General features: G+C 50.3%; 18 protein-coding genes. 7 read left to right on the forward strand and 11 right to left on the reverse strand.

From position 1 onward, the window contains the following. Window positions 1-21: 21 nt before the first annotated feature. Entirely contained in the window at window positions 22-1,551 is a 1,530-nt protein-coding gene (locus C5610_RS12330; protein ID WP_105307419.1) for a bifunctional GNAT family N-acetyltransferase/carbon-nitrogen hydrolase family protein, read from the reverse strand. 121 nt (window positions 1,552-1,672) lie between these two features. Between C5610_RS12330 and C5610_RS12335 the strand changes: the two genes are divergently transcribed. Beyond that, window positions 1,673-3,022, forward strand: coding sequence for a Na+/H+ antiporter NhaC family protein (locus tag C5610_RS12335; RefSeq protein ID WP_105307420.1), 1,350 nt, complete (start codon window positions 1,673-1,675; stop codon window positions 3,020-3,022). A 32-nt stretch (window positions 3,023-3,054) separates the two neighbouring features. Here the strand turns inward: C5610_RS12335 and C5610_RS12340 are convergent, their stop codons facing one another. The 4 genes from C5610_RS12340 to gmk form a co-directional block, all read right to left on the reverse strand. Next, window positions 3,055-3,447: a RidA family protein gene (locus tag C5610_RS12340; RefSeq protein WP_105307421.1), complete on the reverse strand. Its 393-nt coding sequence runs from the start codon at window positions 3,445-3,447 to the stop codon at window positions 3,055-3,057. Window positions 3,448-3,449: 2 nt separating this feature from the next. Beyond that, window positions 3,450-5,555, reverse strand: coding sequence for a bifunctional GTP diphosphokinase/guanosine-3',5'-bis pyrophosphate 3'-pyrophosphohydrolase (gene spoT / locus C5610_RS12345; protein WP_105307422.1), 2,106 nt, complete (start codon window positions 5,553-5,555; stop codon window positions 3,450-3,452). A gap of 132 nt (window positions 5,556-5,687) precedes the next feature. Further along, window positions 5,688-5,960 (reverse strand): DNA-directed RNA polymerase subunit omega, encoded by a 273-nt coding sequence (rpoZ, locus tag C5610_RS12350; protein WP_105307423.1) that lies wholly within the window; start codon window positions 5,958-5,960, stop codon window positions 5,688-5,690. 68 nt (window positions 5,961-6,028) lie between these two features. Continuing rightward, window positions 6,029-6,655, reverse strand: a complete 627-nt coding sequence (gene gmk, locus C5610_RS12355) for a guanylate kinase (protein ID WP_105307424.1) — start codon at window positions 6,653-6,655, stop codon at window positions 6,029-6,031. 149 nt (window positions 6,656-6,804) lie between these two features. On the opposite strand from gmk, the gene C5610_RS12360 reads away from it, so the two are divergent. Further along, entirely contained in the window at window positions 6,805-8,007 is a 1,203-nt protein-coding gene (locus C5610_RS12360; protein ID WP_241970630.1) for a cyanate transporter, read from the forward strand. Here the strand turns inward: C5610_RS12360 and C5610_RS12365 are convergent. After that, the gene (locus C5610_RS12365) at window positions 7,997-8,605 is read right to left on the reverse strand and encodes a TetR/AcrR family transcriptional regulator (RefSeq protein ID WP_105307425.1); all 609 of its coding nucleotides are present in this window, start codon (window positions 8,603-8,605) and stop codon (window positions 7,997-7,999) included. The two genes, C5610_RS12360 and C5610_RS12365, sit on opposite strands and share 11 nt — an antisense overlap. Before the next feature lie 166 nt (window positions 8,606-8,771). On the opposite strand from C5610_RS12365, the gene C5610_RS12370 reads away from it, so the two are divergent. The 4 genes from C5610_RS12370 to C5610_RS12385 all read left to right on the forward strand — a co-directional run bounded on the left by C5610_RS12370 (window position 8,772) and on the right by C5610_RS12385 (window position 15,995). Further along, window positions 8,772-10,811, forward strand: coding sequence for a BCCT family transporter (locus tag C5610_RS12370; protein ID WP_105307426.1), 2,040 nt, complete (start codon window positions 8,772-8,774; stop codon window positions 10,809-10,811). 82 nt (window positions 10,812-10,893) lie between these two features. Further along, complete coding sequence (locus C5610_RS12375; RefSeq protein ID WP_105307427.1) at window positions 10,894-12,036, forward strand: exonuclease SbcCD subunit D; 1,143 nt, start codon at window positions 10,894-10,896, stop codon at window positions 12,034-12,036. Further along, on the forward strand, window positions 12,033-15,101 hold the full coding sequence (locus tag C5610_RS12380) for an AAA family ATPase (RefSeq protein ID WP_105307428.1): 3,069 nt from the start codon (window positions 12,033-12,035) through the stop codon (window positions 15,099-15,101). Before C5610_RS12375 ends, C5610_RS12380 begins: the two co-directional genes overlap by 4 nt. Window positions 15,102-15,104: 3 nt before the next feature. Then, window positions 15,105-15,995 (forward strand): MaoC family dehydratase, encoded by an 891-nt coding sequence (locus tag C5610_RS12385; protein WP_105307429.1) that lies wholly within the window; start codon window positions 15,105-15,107, stop codon window positions 15,993-15,995. On the opposite strand, the gene C5610_RS12390 is transcribed toward C5610_RS12385, so the two are convergent. From C5610_RS12390 to C5610_RS12405, 4 genes are read right to left on the reverse strand one after another with little or no spacing between them, the layout of a single operon-like run. After that, on the reverse strand, window positions 15,992-17,260 hold the full coding sequence (locus C5610_RS12390) for a metal-dependent hydrolase family protein (RefSeq protein WP_105307430.1): 1,269 nt from the start codon (window positions 17,258-17,260) through the stop codon (window positions 15,992-15,994). The two genes, C5610_RS12385 and C5610_RS12390, sit on opposite strands and share 4 nt — an antisense overlap. A gap of 17 nt (window positions 17,261-17,277) precedes the next feature. After that, window positions 17,278-17,718, reverse strand: a complete 441-nt coding sequence (locus tag C5610_RS12395; protein ID WP_105307431.1) for an RrF2 family transcriptional regulator — start codon at window positions 17,716-17,718, stop codon at window positions 17,278-17,280. 21 nt (window positions 17,719-17,739) lie between these two features. Further along, window positions 17,740-18,669: an META domain-containing protein gene (locus tag C5610_RS12400; RefSeq protein ID WP_105307432.1), complete on the reverse strand. Its 930-nt coding sequence runs from the start codon at window positions 18,667-18,669 to the stop codon at window positions 17,740-17,742. A 3-nt stretch (window positions 18,670-18,672) separates the two neighbouring features. Next, window positions 18,673-19,185, reverse strand: a complete 513-nt coding sequence (locus tag C5610_RS12405; protein ID WP_105307433.1) for a GAF domain-containing protein — start codon at window positions 19,183-19,185, stop codon at window positions 18,673-18,675. 176 nt (window positions 19,186-19,361) lie between these two features. Between C5610_RS12405 and C5610_RS12410 the strand changes: the two genes are divergently transcribed. Beyond that, entirely contained in the window at window positions 19,362-21,500 is a 2,139-nt protein-coding gene (locus C5610_RS12410; RefSeq protein WP_105307434.1) for a TonB-dependent receptor family protein, read from the forward strand. Between the two features lie 51 nt (window positions 21,501-21,551). Here the strand turns inward: C5610_RS12410 and C5610_RS12415 are convergent, their stop codons facing one another. Continuing rightward, entirely contained in the window at window positions 21,552-22,481 is a 930-nt protein-coding gene (locus tag C5610_RS12415; protein WP_105307435.1) for a RimK family alpha-L-glutamate ligase, read from the reverse strand. Window positions 22,482-22,514: the final 33 nt, after the last annotated feature.

The raw sequence follows: 22,514 nt of genomic DNA on the forward strand, positions 1-22,514 counted from the left end.
TTTATTCCTTATTACTGGCCATTAACCACGAAACTTTTTTGACACTTCGTAGATATCTGTACGGCGGTCCTTCTTATTCGTCACCGACCCTTCGTGATGCAAGTAACGAAGTTCATCCAAGTTTAAGTCAGAAAACATCAACATCTCCGTATTCGGCGTTGTTTCTGACATCACCGCATCATGTGGAAAGGCGAAGTCGGACGGTGAGAACACCGCGGATTGAGCGTATTGTACGTCCAGACTTTCAACTTCCGGCAAGTTACCAACACTGCCGCAGATAACCACATAACACTCGTTTTCAATGGCTCGTGCCTGCGCACAGTGACGCACTCGCAGGTAAGCGTTACGGGTATCGGTCCAGAACGGTACAAATAAAATCTCAAGCCCTTCATCTGCCATGATCCGGCCAAGCTCCGGAAACTCAACATCATAGCAAATCAAAATGCCGACCCGACCAGCGTCGGTATCGAAGACATTCACCTCATGACCGCCTTCGATAACCCAGTCGCGTTTCTCATGCGGGGTGATGTGAACTTTGCGCTGTTCTTCGACGGAGCCATCACGGCGGCACAAATACGACACGTTATAAATGCTGTCGCCGTCCTGCAATGGCATTGAACCGGTAATGATATTGACGTTATAACTGACCGCCATTTGTGACATTTCACGCTTAAACCGCTCGGTGTAACCGGCTAGAAAGCGAATCGCGTTCATCTGCTGGCTCTGATCGGTTAATCCCATCAACGGCGCGTTGAAGAACTCCGGCAATACCGCAAAGTCACTTTGATAGCTCGACAGCGCATCGACAAAGTATTCGACCTGCTGGAGTAGTTCATCAACCGACTCAACCGAACGCATCTGCCACTGTACCGCGCCCACCCGCACATTCTGAATACGCGTGGTCAGAATGCTGGTGGACGGATCGTAGAGGAAGTTGTTCCACTCCAGCAGCGTGGCAAAGCCACGCGACTTTTCATCTTCTGGCAAGTATTTGCCCAACAAGCGCTTCACACTGAAGTCATTGGCCAGCTGAAAGGTCAGGATCGGATCGTAAATTTCACGGCGCTGAACCTTATCCAGATACTGGCTTGGTGTCAGTTCCTGTGAGTATTTATGGTAATTAACAATGCGACCACCGGCCAAAATGGCGCGCAGGTTCGCCTGCCGGCACAATTCTTTACGCGCATCATACAACCGCCGCCCCAACCGATAACCGCGGTAATCGGGATGGATCAGCACGTCCAAACCGTAAAGCGCATCGCCTTTCTTATCGTTAAGGATGGCTTCACGATGGCCAATTAAATCATCGTACGTGTGCGGGTTGGAGAACTTGTTATAGGCAACTTTTACGGTCAAAGCGACACCGACGATCTGGCCGTTATCCTCCAGACAAAACTGCCCCTCAGCAAAATCCTTGATCAGTTTTTCAATCGTAAACTGGCTCCAGGCTCCGCCTATATCGGTGTAAACAGCATCCATTAATGCTTTAAGTTGTGCGTAATCTTCCAGCCGCAAATTGCGCAGTTGAAGATTCAAATTCTCCGGACTCATGGCTTCCCCAAACGTAAAATCATGTTATAGGTAGTTTACACGGAAATTGATCAGGGTTGCACCAGAACGATTAGCTGTATAAACTTCTGGACGTCTAAAATAAATTATAAAAGGAAGTGGTATGAATTCATCGGCCGCCGTCCAGCCGCCAAGTGCTAAGGCACTACTGCCGCTGGCGTTGTTTTTGGCGCTCTTTTTAGGAACCGGCATTTACTTTCAGTCTGAGGGTGTCGAGTACGCGTTTTACCAATTACCCAGCCCTGTGGCGATTTTGCCGGCTATTGCGTTGGGCATTTTGCTGAGCAAGCAGGCATTTGAAGAACGCATTGCCACCTTCGTGGCCGGTGTCGGTGACAGCAACATCGTCACCATGTGTATGATTTATCTGTTAGCCGGTGCCTTCTCGACCGTGGCGGAAGCAACGGGCGGCGTCGATGCGATGGTAGCACTCGGACTGAATGTAATTCCGGCTTCTTTTCTGATTCCCGGCTTATTCTTGATCGCCGGCGTCATTTCTACCGCCATGGGCACCTCAATGGGCACGCTCGCGGCGTTAGCACCTGTGGTGCTGGGCATCGGTGAAGCAACCGATATCAGTCTGCCGTTATTGGCAGGCGTATTGGTCAGTGGTGCCATGTTTGGTGACAACCTGTCGATTATCTCGGACACCACCATTGCCGCCACTCGCACACAGGGCTGTAGTATGCGGGATAAGTTCCGCGCCAACCTTAAGATTGCGATTCCGGCAGCCATCATCACCGTGCTTTGGTTGGTCAGTTACGACACCAGTAATGTTCCGATCAAAATCCCGGAAGCCAACCTGTGGTTGTGTCTGCCGTACTTTGTCATCATCGTGCTGGCGGTGATGGGGCTGAACGTCTTTGCCGTATTAGGGCTGGGTATTGTGCTGGCAGCGGCCTTCGGCATGGTCACGGTAGACTACCAATGGGTTAAGTTCAGTCAGGATATCTACGACGGCTTTACCAGCATGCAAGAAATCTTTCTGCTGTCACTGCTGATCGGCGGCCTGTCCGGCTTAATCCGCCAGCAAGGTGGGCTTGCCTTCCTTGCCCGCGTGGTTGAAGCCGTATCGAGCCGCGTCAGTAAACACAAACAACGTTCATCAGCATTTGGGATTGCCGGACTGACCTCGCTGACGAACCTTTGCGTCGCCAATAACACGGTCAGTATTCTTCTGGCCGGCGAAGTCAGTAAGCGCCTGGCCAAACAGGGCAACTTGGCGCCGCGGCAAAGCGCTAGCTTGTTGGATATCTTCGCCTGTACCGTTCAGGGCGCATTGCCTTACGGCGCCCAGGCACTGTTAATGGGGGCAAGCTTTGGTATATCGCCACTGTCGGTCAGCTTACATACCGGCTACTGCTTTATTCTCGGCAGTGTCGCCTTACTGATGATTCTCTGGCGGCGACCTCTGGAAGATCGCGAACCGCAAAGCAAAGAGGCGGCTGTTTAAGCCGCCTCCGGGATGTTACTCAGTGCCGACGTTTAGTTGGTGCTGGGTAGCTCCAAAATACCGTCGATTTCTATTTGAGCGCCTTTAGGCAACTGCTTAACACCAATAGCGGCGCGAGCCGGGTAAGGCGTTTTAAAGTATTTTGCCATGACCTCGTTAACAATGGCGAACTCGGATAAATCCGTCAGATAAATCTGTACTTTGACCATATCCTGTAGCTCACCACCGGCCGCTTCACAAACGGCGGTCAGGTTTTTAAAAACTTGCTCGGCCTGTTGGGTAAAGTCTTCACTGACCAGCTCCATGGTTTCCGGAACCAACGGAATCTGCCCCGACAAATACACCGTGGTACCAATTTTTACTGCTTGTGAATAAGTGCCAATCGCCGCTGGCGCTTTATCGGTTGAGATAATAACTTTTGACATGATTACTTCCTTAAGCGCGTCACGCGCTGAACATCAGGCATCTTACGAATATGACGAATCACGTCCGCAAGGTGTTTGCGGTTACGAATCGTCAGTGCCACATCAATGAAATAAATATTCGCATCAATTTCTTCGGTTTTCAGACCATCAATGTTACATCCAGTGGTTGCAATGGCAGACGTCAACTTAGCCAATGCTCCCTGATGGTTGACGATTTCAATGCGAATTTCCGAAATAAACTCTGCTTCTGGCTTGTTATCCCATTCGACCGGGAAATAACGTCCGGGTTCATCTTCATAACCGCGCACGTTTTTACACTCGCGACGATGAATGACCAACCCTTTGCCAGGACTCACATGGGCAATAATATCGTCGCCCGGAATCGGACGACAGCACTTCGCAAAGCTAACCAGGAGCCCTTCCGCACCTTTTATCGACAGACTTCGCTGCGACGGCGCATCATCTTTAAGTGCCTGCAGCTCGCCCAATAAGCGTTTGGCAATGGCAACGGACATCATATTGCCGAGGCCGATCTGCTTTAACAGCTCTTCTTTGTTCTCAACCCGCGTTTCCTGTACCACGCGTTCAAACTCCGAGGCTGGAATGTCTTCATAACTGATTGGCCCCAACGCTGAGCGCAACAATCGTTCACCCAATTGCTGAGCCTCGGAGGCTTCCTGTCCCTTTAGATACTGGCGAATCTTGGCTCGCGCTTTTCCGGTCACGACGAAATTCAGCCAGGCAATATTAGGCCGCGACCCAACCGCCGTTTTAATTTCGACGGTCTGGCCTGTTTCTAAGGGTTTACTCAGCGAATAGGTGCGGTGGTTTACCCGCGCGCCAACACAGGTATTGCCGACATCCGTGTGCACGGCATAGGCAAAATCAACCGCCGTTGCGCCCTGCGGCAGCTCAATAATGCGGCCATCGGGAGTAAACACGTAAATCTCGTCCGGAAACAGATCCGACTTAACGTTTTCGATAAATTCAAAGGAACTGCCTGCACTTTGCTGCAGTTCGAGCAAGCTTTGCATCCACTTGCGCGCTCGCACCTGAGCCGTGGTACCGGCATCGTCCGTATTTTTATACAGCCAATGTGCGGCGACGCCGCGATCGGCCATCAAATCCATTTCTTCGGTGCGAATTTGAATCTCCACCGGCACCCCGTGCGGCCCCTTAAGCGACGTATGCAAGGATTGATAACCGTTCGATTTGGGGATCGCGATGTAGTCCTTAAACCGTGTTTCAATCGGTTTATACAGATTGTGCAACGCACCCAGAACACGGTAACAGGTGTCAACGCTATCAACGATCACTCGAAACGCATAGATATCCATGACCTGATTAAAGCGCAATTCTTTGCTCTGCATCTTACGATAAATACTGTGCAGATGTTTTTCCCGGCCCAGCACCCGCGCTTGTATCTGATTGCCTTCTAAACGCGACGCAATTTCACTGTGAACTCGCTCCATGAATTCCCGACGGTTGCCGCGGGCTTTCTTGACTTCCGATTCCAGCAGCCGGGCACGCCAAGGGTATAAAGCCCAGAAGCCAAGTTGCTCCAGTTCATTTTTAATGTCATGGATACCTAGCCGGTGCGCCAGCGGCGCATAAATTTCCAAGGTTTCACGGGCAATACGGCGGCGTTTGTCAGGGCGCAAATGTTGAATTGTGCGCATGTTGTGGGTACGGTCGGCGAGCTTGATCAGAATGACACGAATATCCTGTGTCATCGCCATGATCATTTTGCGGTAATTTTCCGCCTGCGCTTCTTCTTTGGAGTCAAACTGCAGCTTATCGAGCTTCGAAACACCTTCAACCAAGTTGGCAACAGTCGCACCGAACAGTTCTGCCAGGTCTTCACGCCGAGTTTCTGTGTCTTCGATCACATCATGCAGCAACGCTGCCATGATGGTTTCCTGATCCAGACGCATGTCAGCAAGCAAACTGGCAACGGCCACCGGGTGGGTAATGTAGGGTTCACCGCTACTGCGCTTTTGCGTGCTGTGCGCATCGTTCGCAACCACAAATGCTTGCTGCACTTGTTCTACCTGCTCGGCAGACAAGTAGTCACTGATTTGCGTTTTTAAGCCTTCAAATAGATACACCGACTCTCTCCGCAACAGGATAAACGTATCGCACTTTCAGAAAAGTCCGTTAATGATCAGAATACGAGCAATCCAACAAAAAAGCCAACGGCACAAGTACCGTTGGCTCTGTAGCTTCAGCAAAAGCTGTTGTTATTCGACGCCACGCAATGCGTTCACTGCCTGCATCTCTTCTGCGTCTGCTTGTTGAGCCGCCTGACGGTCTTCTGCGTCAAGGCGATCATTATCAATCAAACCCTGCTCAATCTCACGTAGAGCAATGACCGTTGGCTTTTCATTCTTTACTTCAACCAAAGGTTGTTTCCCTTGCACTGCCAACTGGCGCGCACGACGGGCCGCTAATAAAATCAAATCAAAACGATTGCCAACGCGGTCTACGGCATCTTCAACGGTTACGCGAGCCATGGTTTACTCCCCATAAAGCCTGAGTGATATTTTTCGAAAGGCTAAGAATTATACGGAAACTCGGCCCATTAGCCAAGCAATTCCTTCAGAGTTTCTGCGTGTCGCACTTGTTGCAGCGACATTCTGCTGCGCTGCGCCAGTACAATATGTTCAAGCTGGGCCAGTGTATCATTAAAGTCATCATTCACCAGCAGGTAGTCAAATTCATGGTAATGGGACATTTCGGCCTGCGCTTTTGCCATTCGCTTGGCAATCACCTCGTCACTGTCCTGGCCACGGTGACGCAGTCGGCTCTCCAAAACCTCCAGACTGGGCGGCACAATAAACACCGAACGGGTTTCCGGGTGATGTTCACGTACCTGCTGTGCGCCTTGCCAGTCGATATCGAGAAACACGTCGATGCCTTGCTGTAACGCTTCTTCAACGACCTTTCTTGAGGTCCCGTAATAGTTATCGAAAACACGCGCCCACTCATAAAATTCGCCAGCATCAATACGCTGTTCAAACTCGGCGACATTCATGAAGTGATAATGGATACCATCCTCTTCACCCGGTCTGGGCGGACGGGTTGTTGAGGAAACTGATACCTGCATGGTTCCGTCTGCATGACGCTCCAGCAGCGCTTTGATCAAACTGGACTTACCGGCTCCGCTGGGAGCCGCGATAATAAAGAGATTTCCGGATTGCGTTGCCATGCTTGTCGTCATCTGCAAGAAGTTGAGTTGCCGCTAATGGCATCAAAGAATACCATGCTTACGCCTGAATGGTAAAAGTACAATCGTTCACTCTTGCTAAAAAAAGCAGTAAAGTGGCGACACTTGACCGTTTAAAGGAATCGATAACGTTGTCTGTAAATTCAACTACGCAACCCCAGGTTGCCCGAAAAAGCCTGATGTTTGGACTGGCGCTACTGGTTTTACTCGGCCTCAACTTACGCCCACTGCTCACCTCCATCGGTCCTCTGACTGATGAATTGATTGTAGCCACAGGGGCATCATTCAGCAGCATCTCGCTGCTCACCACCTTGCCCATTTTAATGATTGGTGTACTGGCGCTATTTGCCGGGCGCCTGACCATGGCGCTTGGCTATAAACGAGGCATTACGCTCGGTTTGGTAATACTAACCGCAGGACTGCTGTTGCGCGTTATCCCGCCAACCATTGAGCTGTTGTTATTCAGTGCGTTGATCGGAGGCTTCGGTATTGCGCTGCTGCACATTATTATTCCGGAGTTAACCAAGCATCGCTATTTACATCGGCTGGGTATGGTCACCGGCTTGTGGTCCGCGGCGTTAATGGGAGGCGCAGCGCTTGGCGCCGTATTAACGCCTTGGTTTGCCGAACAGTTACCGGAACGATTTTATTCACTCGCCGCCTGGGCCGTGCTAGCGATTCTTACACTGATTATCTGGTGGGCCCCGCAAAATCGCGTGCCGCTTGCCAATATCCCACCCAGAGACCAGCTTCTGAAAGCGGTTCGTTATCCGAGAGCTTGGTTTTTGGGCGCCTACTTTGCTTTGGTTAATGCAGGTTACGCCGGTTTTATCGCCTGGATTGCGCCGTTTTACGGTGAATTTGGCTGGCCGGCGCAGCAATCAGGCAATTTGTTGGCGCTGTTCTCACTGGTGCAGGTGGCGGGGGCACTCATTCTGCCGGCACTCTCGCACAGCCAGGATCGACGCCCTTGGCTGATTGTGGCGGTACTGACCCAGATGGTAGGCTTTGCTGGCCTTAGCTTTTGGCCCGAGTATTCACCCTGGCTTTGGTCTGCACTGTGCGGTTTTGGCCTGGGTGGTGCGTTCCCGCTCTGTATTGTTATGGCACTGGATCATCTGGACAACCCGGTTCAGGCCGGACGTTTAGTGTCGTTCATGCAGGGAATTGGCTTTATGTTTGCCAGCTTGATGCCGTTACTGACCGGTTGGTTCCGCGATGTCAGCGGCGATTACAGCTTGGGCTGGCAACTGCACATCGCCGTCGGACTGGTTATTCTGGTGTTTACGCTTCGTTTTAACCCCAGTCACTATGCCTCACTGTTCAAACGTTAAGCACCGCCGACGCCGGCAGTATCTGTTGACAAATATCATCGGCCAGTTGCTTCAGCTGGTCGTTCGGTAAGTCCCGTTGAGACATCACACTCAAGCCCAAGATATTAGACTGGTAAAGCCGCGCCAGTCGTTTGGCATCCGCGCGAGGTGCCAGCTCTCCTGCGGCAATTGCCCGGCAAAACTTCACTTCGAACAACTGCTGCAGCTCGTTCATGTAGTTTTTTACCGGTTCATTATTTAATGTTTGATGGTTACTCAGTTCAAGCAAGGTTTTGATCAACATGCAGGCTTTGCTGGGAGTATTACCCTGTATTTTCGGTTCAACAATATTCTGCAGCAGTTGAACAAAGCCTGCTAACTCAGTATCACCTTCACTCAGTGCGGCGCTAAAACTGGCCTTAGTGCTCTCACCGTAAACGGCCAGCGCTTCACCGAACAAGCGTTCTTTACTGCCAAAAGCAGCGTATATACTGCCCGGCCGCATATCCATTGCCTGCTCGATGTCTTTCATTGAGGTTGCATGATAACCCTTTCGCCAGAATAAACTCATGGCATTGTTCAGCGCTGTTTCGCGGTTAAATTGTGGCGTTCTGGCCATACTTGTTCCCTGTATAAAACAGTTTGTTCATCAAAATACACCCTCCAGTATAGACAAGCTAATTATGCCTTTAAAGTGGATTATTATAAAAAGTGAGCCTTTATGCCTTTTCGTTAGTAGGTTATAAGTGTTAGTTAGGAACTTACTCGATTAACAGGAGTGTTAAATGTCTAGCGAGAAAAAGCCATGGCATCACGCCATATTATTCCCGGTGTTCCTGCCTGCGATTATTGTTATCGCACTGCTGGTCGTCGGGACACTGAGTGCGCCGGAGCAAGCAGGTAAACTGTTTGAAAGCACGCTCGCCGGAATCACCGAACATTTCGGCTGGTTCTACATGCTTGCCGTTGCGCTGTTTCTTATTTTCATCGTCGGGGTCGGCATCTCCAAATGGGGGAGAATTAAACTCGGTCCCGACCATTGTGAACCGGAATACAGTTTTACGTCGTGGTTTGCGATGCTTTTTTCGGCCGGTTACGGCATTGCACTGCTGTTCTTTGGTGTCGCAGAACCCGTGTTACATTATGCCGATCCACCGGCAGGAGCCGCAGAAACCGTTAACTCAGCCAAACAGGCCATGCAAATCGCCTATTTTCACTGGGGCTTCCACATTTGGGCCATCTACGGGTTGGTCGGTCTGGTGCTGGCTTATTTCTCCTTCCGTCACGGCTTGCCGTTGTCAATGCGTTCCACCTTATATCCGCTGATCGGCGAAAAGATTAACGGCCCAGCCGGGCATGCAGTAGATACTTTTGCCATCCTCGGCACGATGTTTGGCATTGCCACTACGCTGGGCTTATCGGTCATCCAGATTAACACCGGCCTGAATTATCTATGGGAAGATATCCCGATTGGTTCCACGGTTCAGATCATCGCCATCGGGGTCATTACACTGGCCGCTATCGCATCCGTGGTCGCCGGTATGGATAAGGGCATCAAACGGTTATCGCTGATCAACATGACGCTGGTTTTATTTTTACTGTTGTTTGTGTTTTTTGCCGGCCCTACCGTGCATATTCTGGAGACCTTTTTACAAAATACCGGCGCCTATTTAAGCGGTATCGTTGAGCGTACCTTTAACTTACAAGCCTACACACGCAGTGACTGGATTGGTAACTGGACGCTGTTTATCTTTGGCTGGACCATTGCCTGGGCGCCGTTTGTCGGGCTGTTCATTGCTAAGATCAGCCGTGGCCGCACCATCCGCCAGTACGTCTTCGGTGTCATGCTGGTACCGTCGATTTTCACCTTCTTCTGGTTTGCCGTATTCGGTGACACCGCGCTGAATATGATCATGAATGAAGGTTACACAAGCCTCATCAACGAAGTGCAAAATAACCAGGCCATCGCGCTGTTTAAGCTTTATGAACAACTGCCACTGACCAGCATCATCAGCTTTGCGACGGTTATTTTGATCATCACGTTCTTCGTCACCTCCTCTGACTCAGGCTCGTTGGTGATCGATTCCTTGTCCTCCGGCGGAATGATGGAAACTCCCGTTTGGCAGCGTGTGTTCTGGGCGTCGACCGAAGGCATCGTTGCCGCTGTACTACTGCTGGCCGGAGGCCTTGGCGCTTTACAAACCGCAGCCATTACCAGTGCCTTACCCTTTGCGGTAGTCATCCTCATCGCTGCCGTTGGTATGTGGCGTGCCTTGATCATTGAAGGGCACCAATACACCAGTCTCAAGAGTCACCGTCAGTTCCACCGTCGTGGCGTGAATGAAGGCCCCGACTACTGGAAGAAACGGTTGTCAGGCTTGGTGGACTTTCCTAAAAAAGAGCCGGTACTCGATTTTATCTACAAAGCTGCTGCCGAGTCACTTAAGCAGGTTCGCGACGAGCTAAAAGAGCAGGACTGGCCGGCCGAATTTCAGGAAGATAAAGAGCATAACCGTATTATGCTCACCGTAGAGCGCGACAAAGAGCTCGACTTTGCCTATGAAGTCCGGTTACGTGACTACCTGCTGCCGGAGTTTGCACTCACTAACGATAAAAACCGTGAGGTTTATTATCGAGCTGAAGTGTTCCTGCGTCAGGGTGGACAGTCTTATGATTTGTATGGCTGGGAAAAAGCCGACATCATCAACGACGTCATCAATCAGTTTGAAAATTATCTGCACTTCCGTCACCACAGCCCCGGCGTGTTGCCGTGGGAGATGGAAAAACATGACGCAGACTTACAGGATACGGAAACACAAAAATAATTCGTATCGACTAAAGGCCGCCTTCGGGCGGCTTTTTTTATGATGTATAGTAGTCACATCACTCTGTAGCAAAAACGATCGCATGAGAATTCTGCATACCTCAGACTGGCACTTAGGGCGGCTATTTCATCAAATATCGCTTGTTGACGAACAGCGCTGCGCCATAGAACAAGTGCTCGACTATATCAAAACCTATCAACCGGACGTGGTAATTATTGCCGGAGATATCTATGACCGTTCGGTTCCGCCGGCATCCGCAATCTCGTTGTTCGATGACTTTGTCGATACCTGTTTGAGCCAATTGGGTGTACCAATCATTGCCATATCCGGTAATCACGACGGTGCCGAGCGACTTGGCTTTGCTTCGCGCCAATTGGCAACGTCCGGTATGTATCTGGTCACAACACTGGAGCAAATGACACAACCGATCGTACTCGACGATGAGCATGGGCCTGTCGACTTTTGGGCGGTTCCGTTTCATGACCCGGCTCAAGTAGCCGATTTCACCGGCGAGCCACAGCGCGATTACAACCACGCCCATGAAACCTTAGTGAATGCCTTAAAAAAGACAAATGACCGTCGTTCCGTGCTGGTCAGTCATTGCTATTTGGACGGTGCCAACGAATCCGATTCGGAAAGGCCACTCTCAATGGGCGGTGCCGACCGGGTTGACTGGCAGTTGTTTAGCGACTTCGATTACACGGCCTTGGGGCATTTGCACCAACCACAGTACAAAGGCCGCGAGAACATTCGTTACAGCGGCTCACTGCTCAAGTACAGCTTTTCTGAACAACATCAGAAGAAGTCTCTCACCCTGGTGGATATGGATGCCGACGGCAACTGCTCGATTCAGTTATTACCGATTCAGCCACGCAATGATTTACGCGTATTAAAAGGCACGTTAGAGGAAATTCTGTCCAAGGCTAAAGAGGACGCGCGCAGTAACGATTATGTACAGGTCATCCTCACCGACGATGAGGCATTGCTTAACCCAATGGCGCGAGTCAGGGAGCACTATCCAAACGTTATGGAATTGAAGAAAGAGCGCTTTCAAGTCCGTCAGGGAGAGCAACTGGCAGCTGCCGGTGAACAGCTAAAACGCAGTGAACTCGACATATTTGAGGACTTTTTCAGTCAAGTTCATCATCAACAACTTAATGATGAACAACGCCAACAACTTGAAGCGGTGCTTGCCCAAATCGCCGACCAGGAGCGCCAATCATGAAGCCTATATTGCTCGCCATGCAGGCGTTTGGGCCGTTCGCCGAACGTGAAGTTATCGATTTCAGAGCACTCGGAGAACATCCTCTTTTTCTGATCAATGGCGCAACGGGAGCCGGTAAAACGACCATTTTGGATGCCATCAGTTATGCGTTATTCGGAAAGACCACTGGCGCAGAACGACAAGGCGAACAAATGCGCTGTCACCACGCGGCCGTTGATGTAGCAACCGAAGTGGATTTTATTTTTGCGATAGGCACAAACATCTACCGTGTCCAGCGTTTACCAACTCAATGGCGACCAAAACTTCGCGGTGAGGGCTTAAAGGAAGACCGAGCGACAGCCACACTCTGGCAAATCACTGCGGGTACGGAGCCGACTTTCGATCTCAATACGGATCAACAAAAACTGCTGGCAAGCCGCAAAGTTAATGACGTTACTCAGCACGTTGAGCAACTTATTGGCTTAAAGGCTGACCAATTCCGACAGGTGGTGGTGTTACCCCAGGGCAAATTTCGTGAACTCTTAACGGCCGATGCCGGCCAACGCGAAGACATTTTTGCACAGCTGTTCCAAACACATCGCTACTTATTGATTGAAGAACAGTTAAAAGAGTCTGCTCGTGAACTGCGCCAGCAGATGCGTCAGCACGAACAAAACTTACAAGCCCTGCTGGATGATGCAAAAGTCACCAGCGAACAGGAGCTGACCGAGCGATTACAACAATTGCGCCCGCAGCTAAGCCAACTAGAGCAACAGAAGACGTCGCAGGCAAAAGCGGTGCAGCAACTGCGCTCGCAATTGTTGCAGGCTCAACACGTGCAAAAGCAGTTTGCACAACAACAACAGTTGCTGAGCGAGCGCGATCAATTGCGCAACAGAGAACCGCAAATAAACACCCAACAGCAGCGCCTTGAACGTGCCAAAAAAGCACAACAGTTGGCAGCCGACAGCCAACATTTGGCATTGTTACAGCAGCAATCGCAAGAGCTGCGCAGTCGTACCGAGCAGTTGCAAACACAGCAACAACAGCTCAGTGAGAGTAAACAACAGGTGGAACAGGCCTATCAGCGGGCACTTCAGCTCGACGATGATAACCAAACACTGCGCCGCCAGCTTGAACAACAACGGCAATGGTTACCCAAACTCGAATCGTTGCAGCAGATGGCCACAGAGCAACAGCAATTGGCGGCCAAGTTAACGCAAGATCAACGGCAATTGACTGAAATCGATGGCGAACTTCAGCAACAGCGCGAAAACAACATCCATGCTCAACAGCAATTGGATGAGCTTCGTACTGCACTGGATCAACAAACATCATTGGAAGCCGAACAGCATCAGCTAACACTGTGGCAGCAGCAACGCCAGCGGCATGAAGAACTCGAACGCCAGCAACAGCAACTGCGCCAACAGCAACAACAACTGCAGCAACAACTGCTGGCTCAACGCGCAACCACCCACGCCGCGGAGCAACAGAGCCAGCATCTGGAAAACCGATGGTACGATCAACAAGCTCTGACACTGGCTCGAACACTTGAGTCCGGTAAGCCGTGCCCGGTGTGTGGTGCCACCGAACACCCCAGCCCGGCGCACAATCAGGATGAGGAATTAGTAGAACACCAGCAAGTCATCGCTGCACGTAAAACGTTTCAACAGGAACAACAAAAGCAACAGCAACTGGAACAGCAGTTGAGTCACAGCCAAAACCGGTTGGATCTGGTGCAACAGCAGTTGCATGAAAATGGTGAGCCTAAAGCGCCACAACAACTGGACCAGCTGCGCCAGCAACTGGCCGCCAAAACGAGTCATTATCAACAGCAGCGCCGGCAGTTGGTAAGACTGAATCAACAAATTTCGGAGGGCCAACAGCGATTAGAACAGCTGGGTACGAAACAGCGGACATTAGCCGAACGTATTCATCAGCAGCAGTTGCAAAAGCAGACGGCCGATGAACGTTTGCGCATGTTGCGCCAAGAGATTCCGGAAGATCTGCGTTCGGCAGAACAGTTACAACAATCAATGAGCGCTTTGGAGCATCAGTTACAACAAAACTTAAGCCGTCAGCGCCGCGCCACCGAACAGCGCGAACAACTGCTCGAGCAGCTCTCCGCCGTCGCTTCTCAGCTCGATAGCACCGGCCAACAAGCCAAAAATGTGCAGCAGCAACACCAACACGTTGAACAAAAGTTCCAGAAACAGTTGCAAGAGCTGGGTTTTGCCAGTAACAATGACTATGAAAGTGCCCGCCTGAGCAGCGGCGAGTACCAGCAACTCGAACAACAGATCGCTGAGTTTAAACAGCAAGTTACTCGCGTCGACAGTTTGTTATTTGAACTGCAACAAGCGCTGGATGGTAAGCAAGCGCCCGATATTGATGCGTTACAGCAGCAACAACAAGCCGCTGAATCCGAGCGACAACGATCCGAACAAGATTGGCTTGCTCTCCGCGATCAGTGCATCCAGCTGGAAAACGTTTTAAAACGTGTTAATAACAGTAAAAAGCAAGCAGAACAATTACATAAGCGCTATGCTGTGCAAGGAACTTTGGCTGATGTCGCCAGCGGACAAAACACACAACGGCTTAGCCTTCACCGCTTCGTGCTGAGCGTCTTGCTTGATGATGTATTAAACGTAGCTTCCGAGCGCCTGCAGCAGATGACTCATGGCCGCTATCAGCTATTACGCGAACAGACCGTTGCCGATGCCCGTTCAGCCGGCGGCTTAACCCTATTGGTCGAAGATGCCTATACCGGCCAGCAACGCAGTACAAAAACGCTGTCTGGTGGCGAGGGCTTTATGGCCGCATTAGCACTTGCTTTGGGTCTTTCAGATGTCGTACAGAGTTATGCCGGTGGCATCAGGTTAGATACTTTGTTTGTTGATGAAGGCTTTGGTAGCCTCGATGATGAGGCGCTCGATATGGCCATTAATACCCTGGCAGAATTACGTGCCAGTGGTCGGACTATTGGAATTATCTCGCATGTGCGAGAATTAAAAGATCGCCTGCAAGACCGTATTGATGTCATCCGTGAACGCAGTGGCAGCAGGATAGTAATGAGGACTCAGTAACGCATGGAAACGGTAAACCACCCGATTGATCACTTACCGGCAATGCCCGGCATGTTGGCAAAATCTCTGTTGACGTTAAATCGCGTTGATAACGTTGAGGCCGACAAGTCCGAACTGCATCAACAGTTTTTAATCGAGGCGGTCAGTGACCGACAGCGCCGCAATTATCACCGTATCTTTGATGGCTTTGTCAGTGAGTTACCATTAGCCCTGTTTTACTGCATGGCCCAGCGCACTCACCTGGCGCAAATGTTGGATCCGCAGTTCCCCTGGCCGGCACCTGGTCTCGTGCACGTCAACAACAGTCTCCAACAACACCATCCGATTGACCTATCACAGGGCTTTCGGCTTGATGCCAAGGTTACCATTCCAGCCCGCGGACCCGATGTATCTCCACGACGTTTGCGTCCTCAATTCACGGTACAGTTCTTCCAGGATGACACGCTGGTCGTCACCTGCAAAAGCACCTATCAGGTGATGAAGGGGCAGGCACCGGAACGTCCGTCCAAGAAGCCCGCCAAGGTCTTTGAACCCGCTCCCGGTTGGTTTCATCATTGTCATTGGCAATTGGGATCGGGTATGGGTCGTCGCTACGCCCGTGTTTCCGGCGATTTTAATCCGATTCACTTACACCCCATGACATCGCGTTGGTTTGGTTTCAAAAAACCAATTATTCACGGTATGTACATGATGGCGCGAGCGCAGGCAGAAATTGAGAAACGTCACGGTCGAGCCGCAACCCAGATTGACGTGACCTTTAAACGTCCGGTGGTGCTACCGGCACGGGTGCAACTGTGGCTTTGTGAGGAAGATGATCAACACCGCTATGAAGTACGCAGTGCTGATCATGCCCATGCTCAGCTTGACGGAAAAGTCGTGTTAAGCGCTGATTAGCGCTTAACGACCTCACCGTTTTTCATAACAAAATCAACATCCTGAAGTACCTTAACATCCGCTAACGGATCACCATCAACGGCAATGATATCGGCATACTTGCCAGCCGCAATTTCGCCCAGCTTGTCGTTCTTCAAGATCTCTGCGGCGACCGTCGTTGCGGTTTGAATGGCTTCTGCGGCAGGCATACCAGCTTCAACCATGTATTCAAACTCTAACGCGTTATCACCGTGCGCAGAAACACCACTGTCCGTACCAAACGCAATATTTACGCCCGCCTTATAGGCTTTAGCAAAGGTTTGCTGAATTAACGGACCAATTTCCGCGGCTTTAGGGCGAACAACCTCGGGGAAGTACCCGTCAATTTTAGCTTTCTCAGCAACAAACTTGCCGGCAAGAATCGTTGGCACTAAGTAAGTACCGTTTTCTTTCATGGCGGCAATGACTTCATCATCCATGTAGGTGCCGTGCTCTACCGTTTTGACCCCGGCTTTTACCGCCCGCAGCATTCCTTCTTTACCGTGCGCATGAGCAGCAACGTGGAAGTTATAGTCGTTGGCAATATCGATCAGCGTTTCCAATTCGTCCTGCGTAAACTGTGGATTTTCACCACTGGATGCCATGCTCAATACACCGCCGGTGGCAGTGATTTTTATAAAGTCAGCACCTTCTTTATAGTGCTGACGTACCGCCTCTTTCGCATCAGCCGGACTGTTAATGACCCCTTCCGTTGGGCCAGGACGTCCCATAAGATCGTGCTTAACGCCATTGGTCGGATCGGCGTGGCCTCCGGTCGTGGCAAGTGATTTGCCCGCCGAATAGATGCGTGGCCCTTGCACAGTACCGGCATTAATTGCGTCTCGTAAGGCGATAGTAACGTTGTATGAGTCACCAGGGTTACGCACCGTAGTAAAGCCCGCCATTAACGTCTTCATGCCATAATTTTGCGCAGTCAGCGCCAGGTCGGCCGGGCCTTCCGTAAAACGGTTCATGTAGGATTGCGGTCCAGACTGACCATCCAGGTGTACATGCAGATCAATTAACCCGGGCAAACAGGTCTTGTCACTCAAATCAATGATCTCAGCGCCATCAGGTTGGTCACGGGTTACACGTTTGATCAGCCCGCCATCAACCTCTATATAATGTTCACCGCGTAATTCGCCCGCCTGACTGTCAAACAAGTTGCCGCAATGCAACCAGTCTGAAGCAGCGGCTTGTGAGGTGAGTAAACTGATACTTAATCCCAGAGCAGCTTTCTTAATCATTGTTATTCTCCACGGGTTTATGAGTTTTCAATTTCGGTCTGCCAAAGTACACGTATTTTTTCAGGTTGCTTGGTTAACGAGGCAATCGTGAACTGAGCCAGATGGCGATAAAAAATTTCTTTACCTTCATTAATGATGTGTTTTAATTCACAGACTGGAAAAATCGCACACTGCGGGTTATGACAATCAATCCAATGCTCGTCCCCTTCAAGCCTGCGAATCAGATGATCAAGGCGAATGTCTTCAGCCGCCATAGCCAACTTGAAACCGCCGTTTTTACCGCGCCGGGTTTCAATAAAACCTTCTTTTCCCAAGTGATGAATCACCTTGTTTAAGTGGTTTCTGGGTGCGTTAAACGTGCGACTGAGTTCATCGATGGTGACCAGTCGTGTCTGTTCTTTGGCGGCCAGGTAAATTAATACACGCAGGCCATAATCGGTATACTTCTTTAATTGCACGGTCGTCCTCTGGGTCAGCTCTTAATAGGCTGGCTTGAGTGAAAGTTGCTGACCATCATTGGCTACTAGCACGATGCTGTTATCTTTTATGTCAACTTTCACGGTATTATTCAATAGCTCGGTGAATTTTTGTGCAAGATCCATGGTTTCTTGCGTGCACAGCCGTTTTGTCGAACCCACTATATTCAGCCTCGGGATTTCACCCTGAACACTATAGTGACCAAAAAAACGGTTGCAGCCATCACTCCCGACCAGACGTCCTTGTGGTAAAAACTGAAGCTCTGGTTTAGCCAGTAATCGCTCCGCTATCCCCGATAATGACTCAATCTGCCAAGGCTGTCCCTGGATCAGTTGCTCGGTGTCACCACCACAGCCCTGTACCGACACCCCATTGAATTTACCGGAGGCATGATAAGGGAACGCCTTACCACTCATCGAATCATAACAAACCTTCTGGGTCATTGTGAGATGACCCAGGTCATCGATTTCGATTTGCCAACCCCCAGTTTGTTGCTTTTTATCCATCTGATCAACGGCAAATTCCTCTTCACCGGATGGTGTGGTGTAGCTGGCCTGGTGTTGATTGATGGTCAACAACCAAAAAGGCTCATTGCCACGCAACGCAATAGCACGCGGCAGATAGCCTCGTTCAATACATTGTGGGAGTGCTTCGCCTTTCCACGTCACCTGTGCTTCGTGGCCTTTCGACCAATACTCCGTACGTTCATCTGTCGACACAAAACGCGCACCGGAAGCGGATTTTACCGGTGCCAACACTTGTTGTTCCGAGCGCATCGACAACGTTACGTTCTGATCGTCATACACGACCGTGATCGGCTGTATACCACAGTCGTAAGCTGTGGGTTCCGGTGACGTTTTCGTTACCGAACAACTCGACAACAAGAGTCCCAGACAAGTCATTCCGATAACGGGTTTGAAGCGCATTCGCATGGGTTAGTTACCTTCTTTTTTGTGCCGCAACGCATGCAGTTGGATCAGCTGTTCCGCCTGTCCTGCGAGGAGTTTCAACAGTTGTTGTTCATCATCACTGAACGAGCGCGGTCGCGTATGCATAACACACAGCGTTCCAAGAACTTCATCGCCAACCGGCCGTAGCGGCGCGCCAGCATAAAATCGAATGAAAGGCTCTTCAGTCACTAACGGATTATCGTAAAACCTGTCATCCAACATGGCATCTTCGACCACCATGACCTTAGGTTTTTCCACGATGTGCGCACAAAATGACACTTCTCGATGAGTCTCACACACGCCTAAGCCAATACTGGCCTTAAACCACTGGCGCTGTTCGTCCACCAACGACACCGCCACCATCGGTAAGTCAAAAAGCGTTTTAGCCAGTTCAACCAAGCCGTCAAAACCAGCGTCGGATTCGCTATCTAATATCGCCAAACTGCGAAGAACATCCAGCCGTTTAGGCTCATTTGTCGGTATCTGAGCAGGTTCCACTGCGCCTCCTTAGTCAAATTTGAGTCTTCATTCTACTTGTACCTTGACTTATTTAAAGAAAATTTACTGAAAAGCAAATTATGCTATTGCGAATTATTCTCATTATGATTAGTATTACGCGCAGTTTCTTAACGCAAATTAAACAATCCTTTTAAATGTTGTAAACAGGACTTTTTATGAAAAAATCACTGCTTTCCTCGTCCATTATCGCGGCACTGCTAGCCTCAGCGCCATCCTTTGCTAATGATTCTATTGATCTCGATGCGGATATCGAGCAAATAAAAATCATCGGTAGCAAACAGGAGTCACGCGCAACTGCCGGCTCAAGTGCTGTTGTCGATGAAGAACAGATGCGCATAGAAGTTGCAACGGACATCAACCAACTGATGAAAACCGTACCGGGCGTTTATGTTCGTGAGGAAGATGGCCAGGGTTTGCGTCCCAATATCGGTATTCGCGCGGCAACAGCGGGTCGCGTCAGCAAAGTGACCATTCTTGAAGATGGCGTGATGATGGCACCGGCGCCATACTCGAATCCAGCCGCTTACTACTTCCCCAGCACCTTCCGTATGTCATCCGTAGAAGTATTAAAAGGCGCACCTTTGTTACGCTATGGTCCACAAACGACCGGCGGTGTCTTGAACCTGGTCACCACACCGGTGCCGGAAACCTTTGGTGGCCAAGTGCTGACCGAATTCGGTGAAAACAGCAGCCGTGATATTCATGCTCATGTTGGCGGTACCGATGGCCAATTCGGCTTTTTGTTGGAAACCATTCAGCGCAGCAGCGATGGCTTCAAAACGATTGATCGCAGTGGCCGTGACGCTGGCTTCGATATCGAAGATTACGTGGCGAAATTGAAATGGACCGGTGATCGTCAGAGCATTCTGGCAAAATTCCAATACTCGGAAGAAACCTCCAACGAGACCTATGCCGGTTTGACTGATGCTGACTTTGCGGAAAACCCGAATCGCCGCTACGGTATCTCTGAAATCGATCAAATGAATAACCATCATGATTCAATTACCGTTAACTACAACCTGGAATTGAGTGACGCGGTTGAACTGAACGTTTTAGGCTACAAGAACCACTTTAAACGTAACTGGTTCAAAGCCGGTGTCGCTAAAGGCCTGATTAACGCGGCAAACAACGGCGACCTGGATGCCTTGGCGGTGCTGCACGGCGAACAAGATTACCAGGACATCACCTGGACCAACGGTAACCGTGGCTATGATTCCTACGGCGTAGAAATTAACAGCGGTATTGAGCTGGCTTCACACGTTATCGAAGTCGGTTTACGTGACCATACCGATGAGATGGATCGTTACCAATTAAAAGAAGTCTACGATCAAATTAACGGCAGTCTGGTTTTTGATTCATTTATTCAGCCAACTGGCGGTGACAACCGATTAGAAAAAGCCGAAGCCATGAGCTTCTGGGTGACCGATAACTGGCAAGTCAATGAGGACCTGCTGGTTCATTTCGCACTGCGTCACGAAGACGTTGACTCTTCACGTCGCCAGTTCGCAACGCCTGATCGCAGCGAATTAGACAGTGCACGCTCTAACAACAGCAGCGAGTGGTTACCGGGCGCGTCATTTACTTACAATGTTAGCGATAACTGGCAAGTTCTTGCCGGCGCACATAAAGGTTTCTCTCCTTTAGGCGGCGGTGCTAAAGAAAACCAACAACCGGAAACCAGCGTCAACTATGAAGCCGGTGTACGTTTTAACCAAGGTTCGCTGTTTGCTGAAGCGGTTGCTTTCTACAGCGACTTCAGCGATACCACGCAGGTATGTTCGATTGCCAACCCATGCCCGAATGGTGCCGAGTCCGGTAACTACGTGTTGGGTGAATCCGTCGTTCGTGGTCTTGAATTCCAAGCCAGCAATACCTTTGAAGCTGGTAGCTTCCTGGTGCCGGTCGATGTCACCTACACCCACACCAAAGGTGAAATCAGCAAAGACAACCTCAATTACATGGATGGTGATGAGCTTGCTGATATCCCGCAAAACACCTTTAGTGTTCGCGTAACGCTGGATAATAACGATGGCTGGATTAATTACGTTGTTGCGAAGTACGCCGACGAAATGTGCGTTAGTGTTGGCTGTAACCGCTCTGACAGCCGCTTCGACAGAACCGAATCGGTGTTCGTGACCGACTTTGTCAGCCGCTATGAAGTGGACAACAACATGACGGTCTACCTGAAAGTAGAAAACGTGTTTGATCAACAGAAAATTGTTGCCCGTTCACCTCACGGTGCACGCCCGAACAAACCGCAAACCGCCTCATTCGGGGTTGAATACACTTTCTAAATGCCAACCTCTCCCTGGCATGTCAGCTGGCCCCCTCCGGGGGCCGGTTTTTTATTGAGCCAAGCGTATTAAATAATCCGCTAAAGCACCCATGCCGGTATTCTTAACCTTCGCACGCTGTTCAGCGGGCTGATTGTAATTGGTGTTGGTGTTGACATCATAAACAAACAAATCGCCGCGCTCATCCTCGATAAATTCAATACCCGCGACATCGATATCATTACTGCGCAGGAAGTTCTCAAGGGCAACAATGATCTCATGATCGTTGAATCGTTTGGTTATCGTAAATTTATGTGACTGCTGATCGGTGGGACAAAAAGCCGCTTCAATCGAGCAGTTATCCGCCGGGCATAGCTCAAAGCCGTCCTCGGTATTGACTTGCACCGCATAAACGAATTTCTGTCCAACAAACTCTGCCCGGGTGATGAACGGCTGCTTTGGCTGAATGTATTCCTGTAACAACCAAGTGCCATCCAACGGCTCTTCCAGATCGTCTCGTTGTACATACTGCTGAAGTTGCTCGATACTATCGATGCGTTGCACACCAAGGCCTTTACCACCGCGATTTGGCTTTACAATGAGCGGCCATTGAGCGAACCGCTGCGCCGCCTCCACTAAGTGCTGCTTACCAACCACGGCATGAGTTTTCGGTACCTTCAAGCCCGCTCGTTCAAGAGCTGCGTACTGCGATAACTTACAGATTTCCAGTGCCAGCACCTGACTGCCGTTAACCACCGTGCGGTTTTTACTTTCCAACCAAGTCAGTACGGATTTTGTCAGTTCGGGTGCAAACCGGTGCCCCCGGGTGTGTGACGAAGCACTCATGCGATTGTAGTAGACCGCATCTTCAGGGGTCTCGGTATAAGGCACGATACCGCTATCCAAAAACCATTCCTTGGCGACAACCCCTCGTGCTTTAAAGGCTTCACGCAAAGGTACCAGCCACTCTTCATTTTCATGCAGTACGACAATCTCTCTCATGTATTCCTCTAAAGGTTACTTTTCCAGTCTGTT

Source organism: Idiomarina sp. OT37-5b (assembly GCF_002968395.1).
Classification (GTDB): Bacteria; Pseudomonadota; Gammaproteobacteria; order Enterobacterales; family Alteromonadaceae; genus Idiomarina; species Idiomarina aquatica.

What these genes read in the sequence shown, in the direction of transcription:
- C5610_RS12330 (WP_105307419.1), bottom strand. Translation starts at nt 1,551, where the DNA reads ATGAGTCCGGAGAATTTGAATCTTCAACTGCGCAATTTGCGGCTGGAA.
- C5610_RS12335 (WP_105307420.1), top strand. Translation starts at nt 1,673, where the DNA reads ATGAATTCATCGGCCGCCGTCCAGCCGCCAAGTGCTAAGGCACTACTG.
- C5610_RS12340 (WP_105307421.1), bottom strand. Translation starts at nt 3,447, where the DNA reads ATGTCAAAAGTTATTATCTCAACCGATAAAGCGCCAGCGGCGATTGGC.
- rpoZ (WP_105307423.1), bottom strand. Translation starts at nt 5,960, where the DNA reads ATGGCTCGCGTAACCGTTGAAGATGCCGTAGACCGCGTTGGCAATCGT.
- gmk (WP_105307424.1), bottom strand. Translation starts at nt 6,655, where the DNA reads ATGGCAACGCAATCCGGAAATCTCTTTATTATCGCGGCTCCCAGCGGA.
- C5610_RS12365 (WP_105307425.1), bottom strand. Translation starts at nt 8,605, where the DNA reads ATGGCCAGAACGCCACAATTTAACCGCGAAACAGCGCTGAACAATGCC.
- C5610_RS12370 (WP_105307426.1), top strand. Translation starts at nt 8,772, where the DNA reads ATGTCTAGCGAGAAAAAGCCATGGCATCACGCCATATTATTCCCGGTG.
- C5610_RS12375 (WP_105307427.1), top strand. Translation starts at nt 10,894, where the DNA reads ATGAGAATTCTGCATACCTCAGACTGGCACTTAGGGCGGCTATTTCAT.
- C5610_RS12380 (WP_105307428.1), top strand. Translation starts at nt 12,033, where the DNA reads ATGAAGCCTATATTGCTCGCCATGCAGGCGTTTGGGCCGTTCGCCGAA.
- C5610_RS12385 (WP_105307429.1), top strand. Translation starts at nt 15,105, where the DNA reads ATGGAAACGGTAAACCACCCGATTGATCACTTACCGGCAATGCCCGGC.
- C5610_RS12390 (WP_105307430.1), bottom strand. Translation starts at nt 17,260, where the DNA reads ATGATTAAGAAAGCTGCTCTGGGATTAAGTATCAGTTTACTCACCTCA.
- C5610_RS12400 (WP_105307432.1), bottom strand. Translation starts at nt 18,669, where the DNA reads ATGCGAATGCGCTTCAAACCCGTTATCGGAATGACTTGTCTGGGACTC.
- C5610_RS12410 (WP_105307434.1), top strand. Translation starts at nt 19,362, where the DNA reads ATGAAAAAATCACTGCTTTCCTCGTCCATTATCGCGGCACTGCTAGCC.
- C5610_RS12415 (WP_105307435.1), bottom strand. Translation starts at nt 22,481, where the DNA reads ATGAGAGAGATTGTCGTACTGCATGAAAATGAAGAGTGGCTGGTACCT.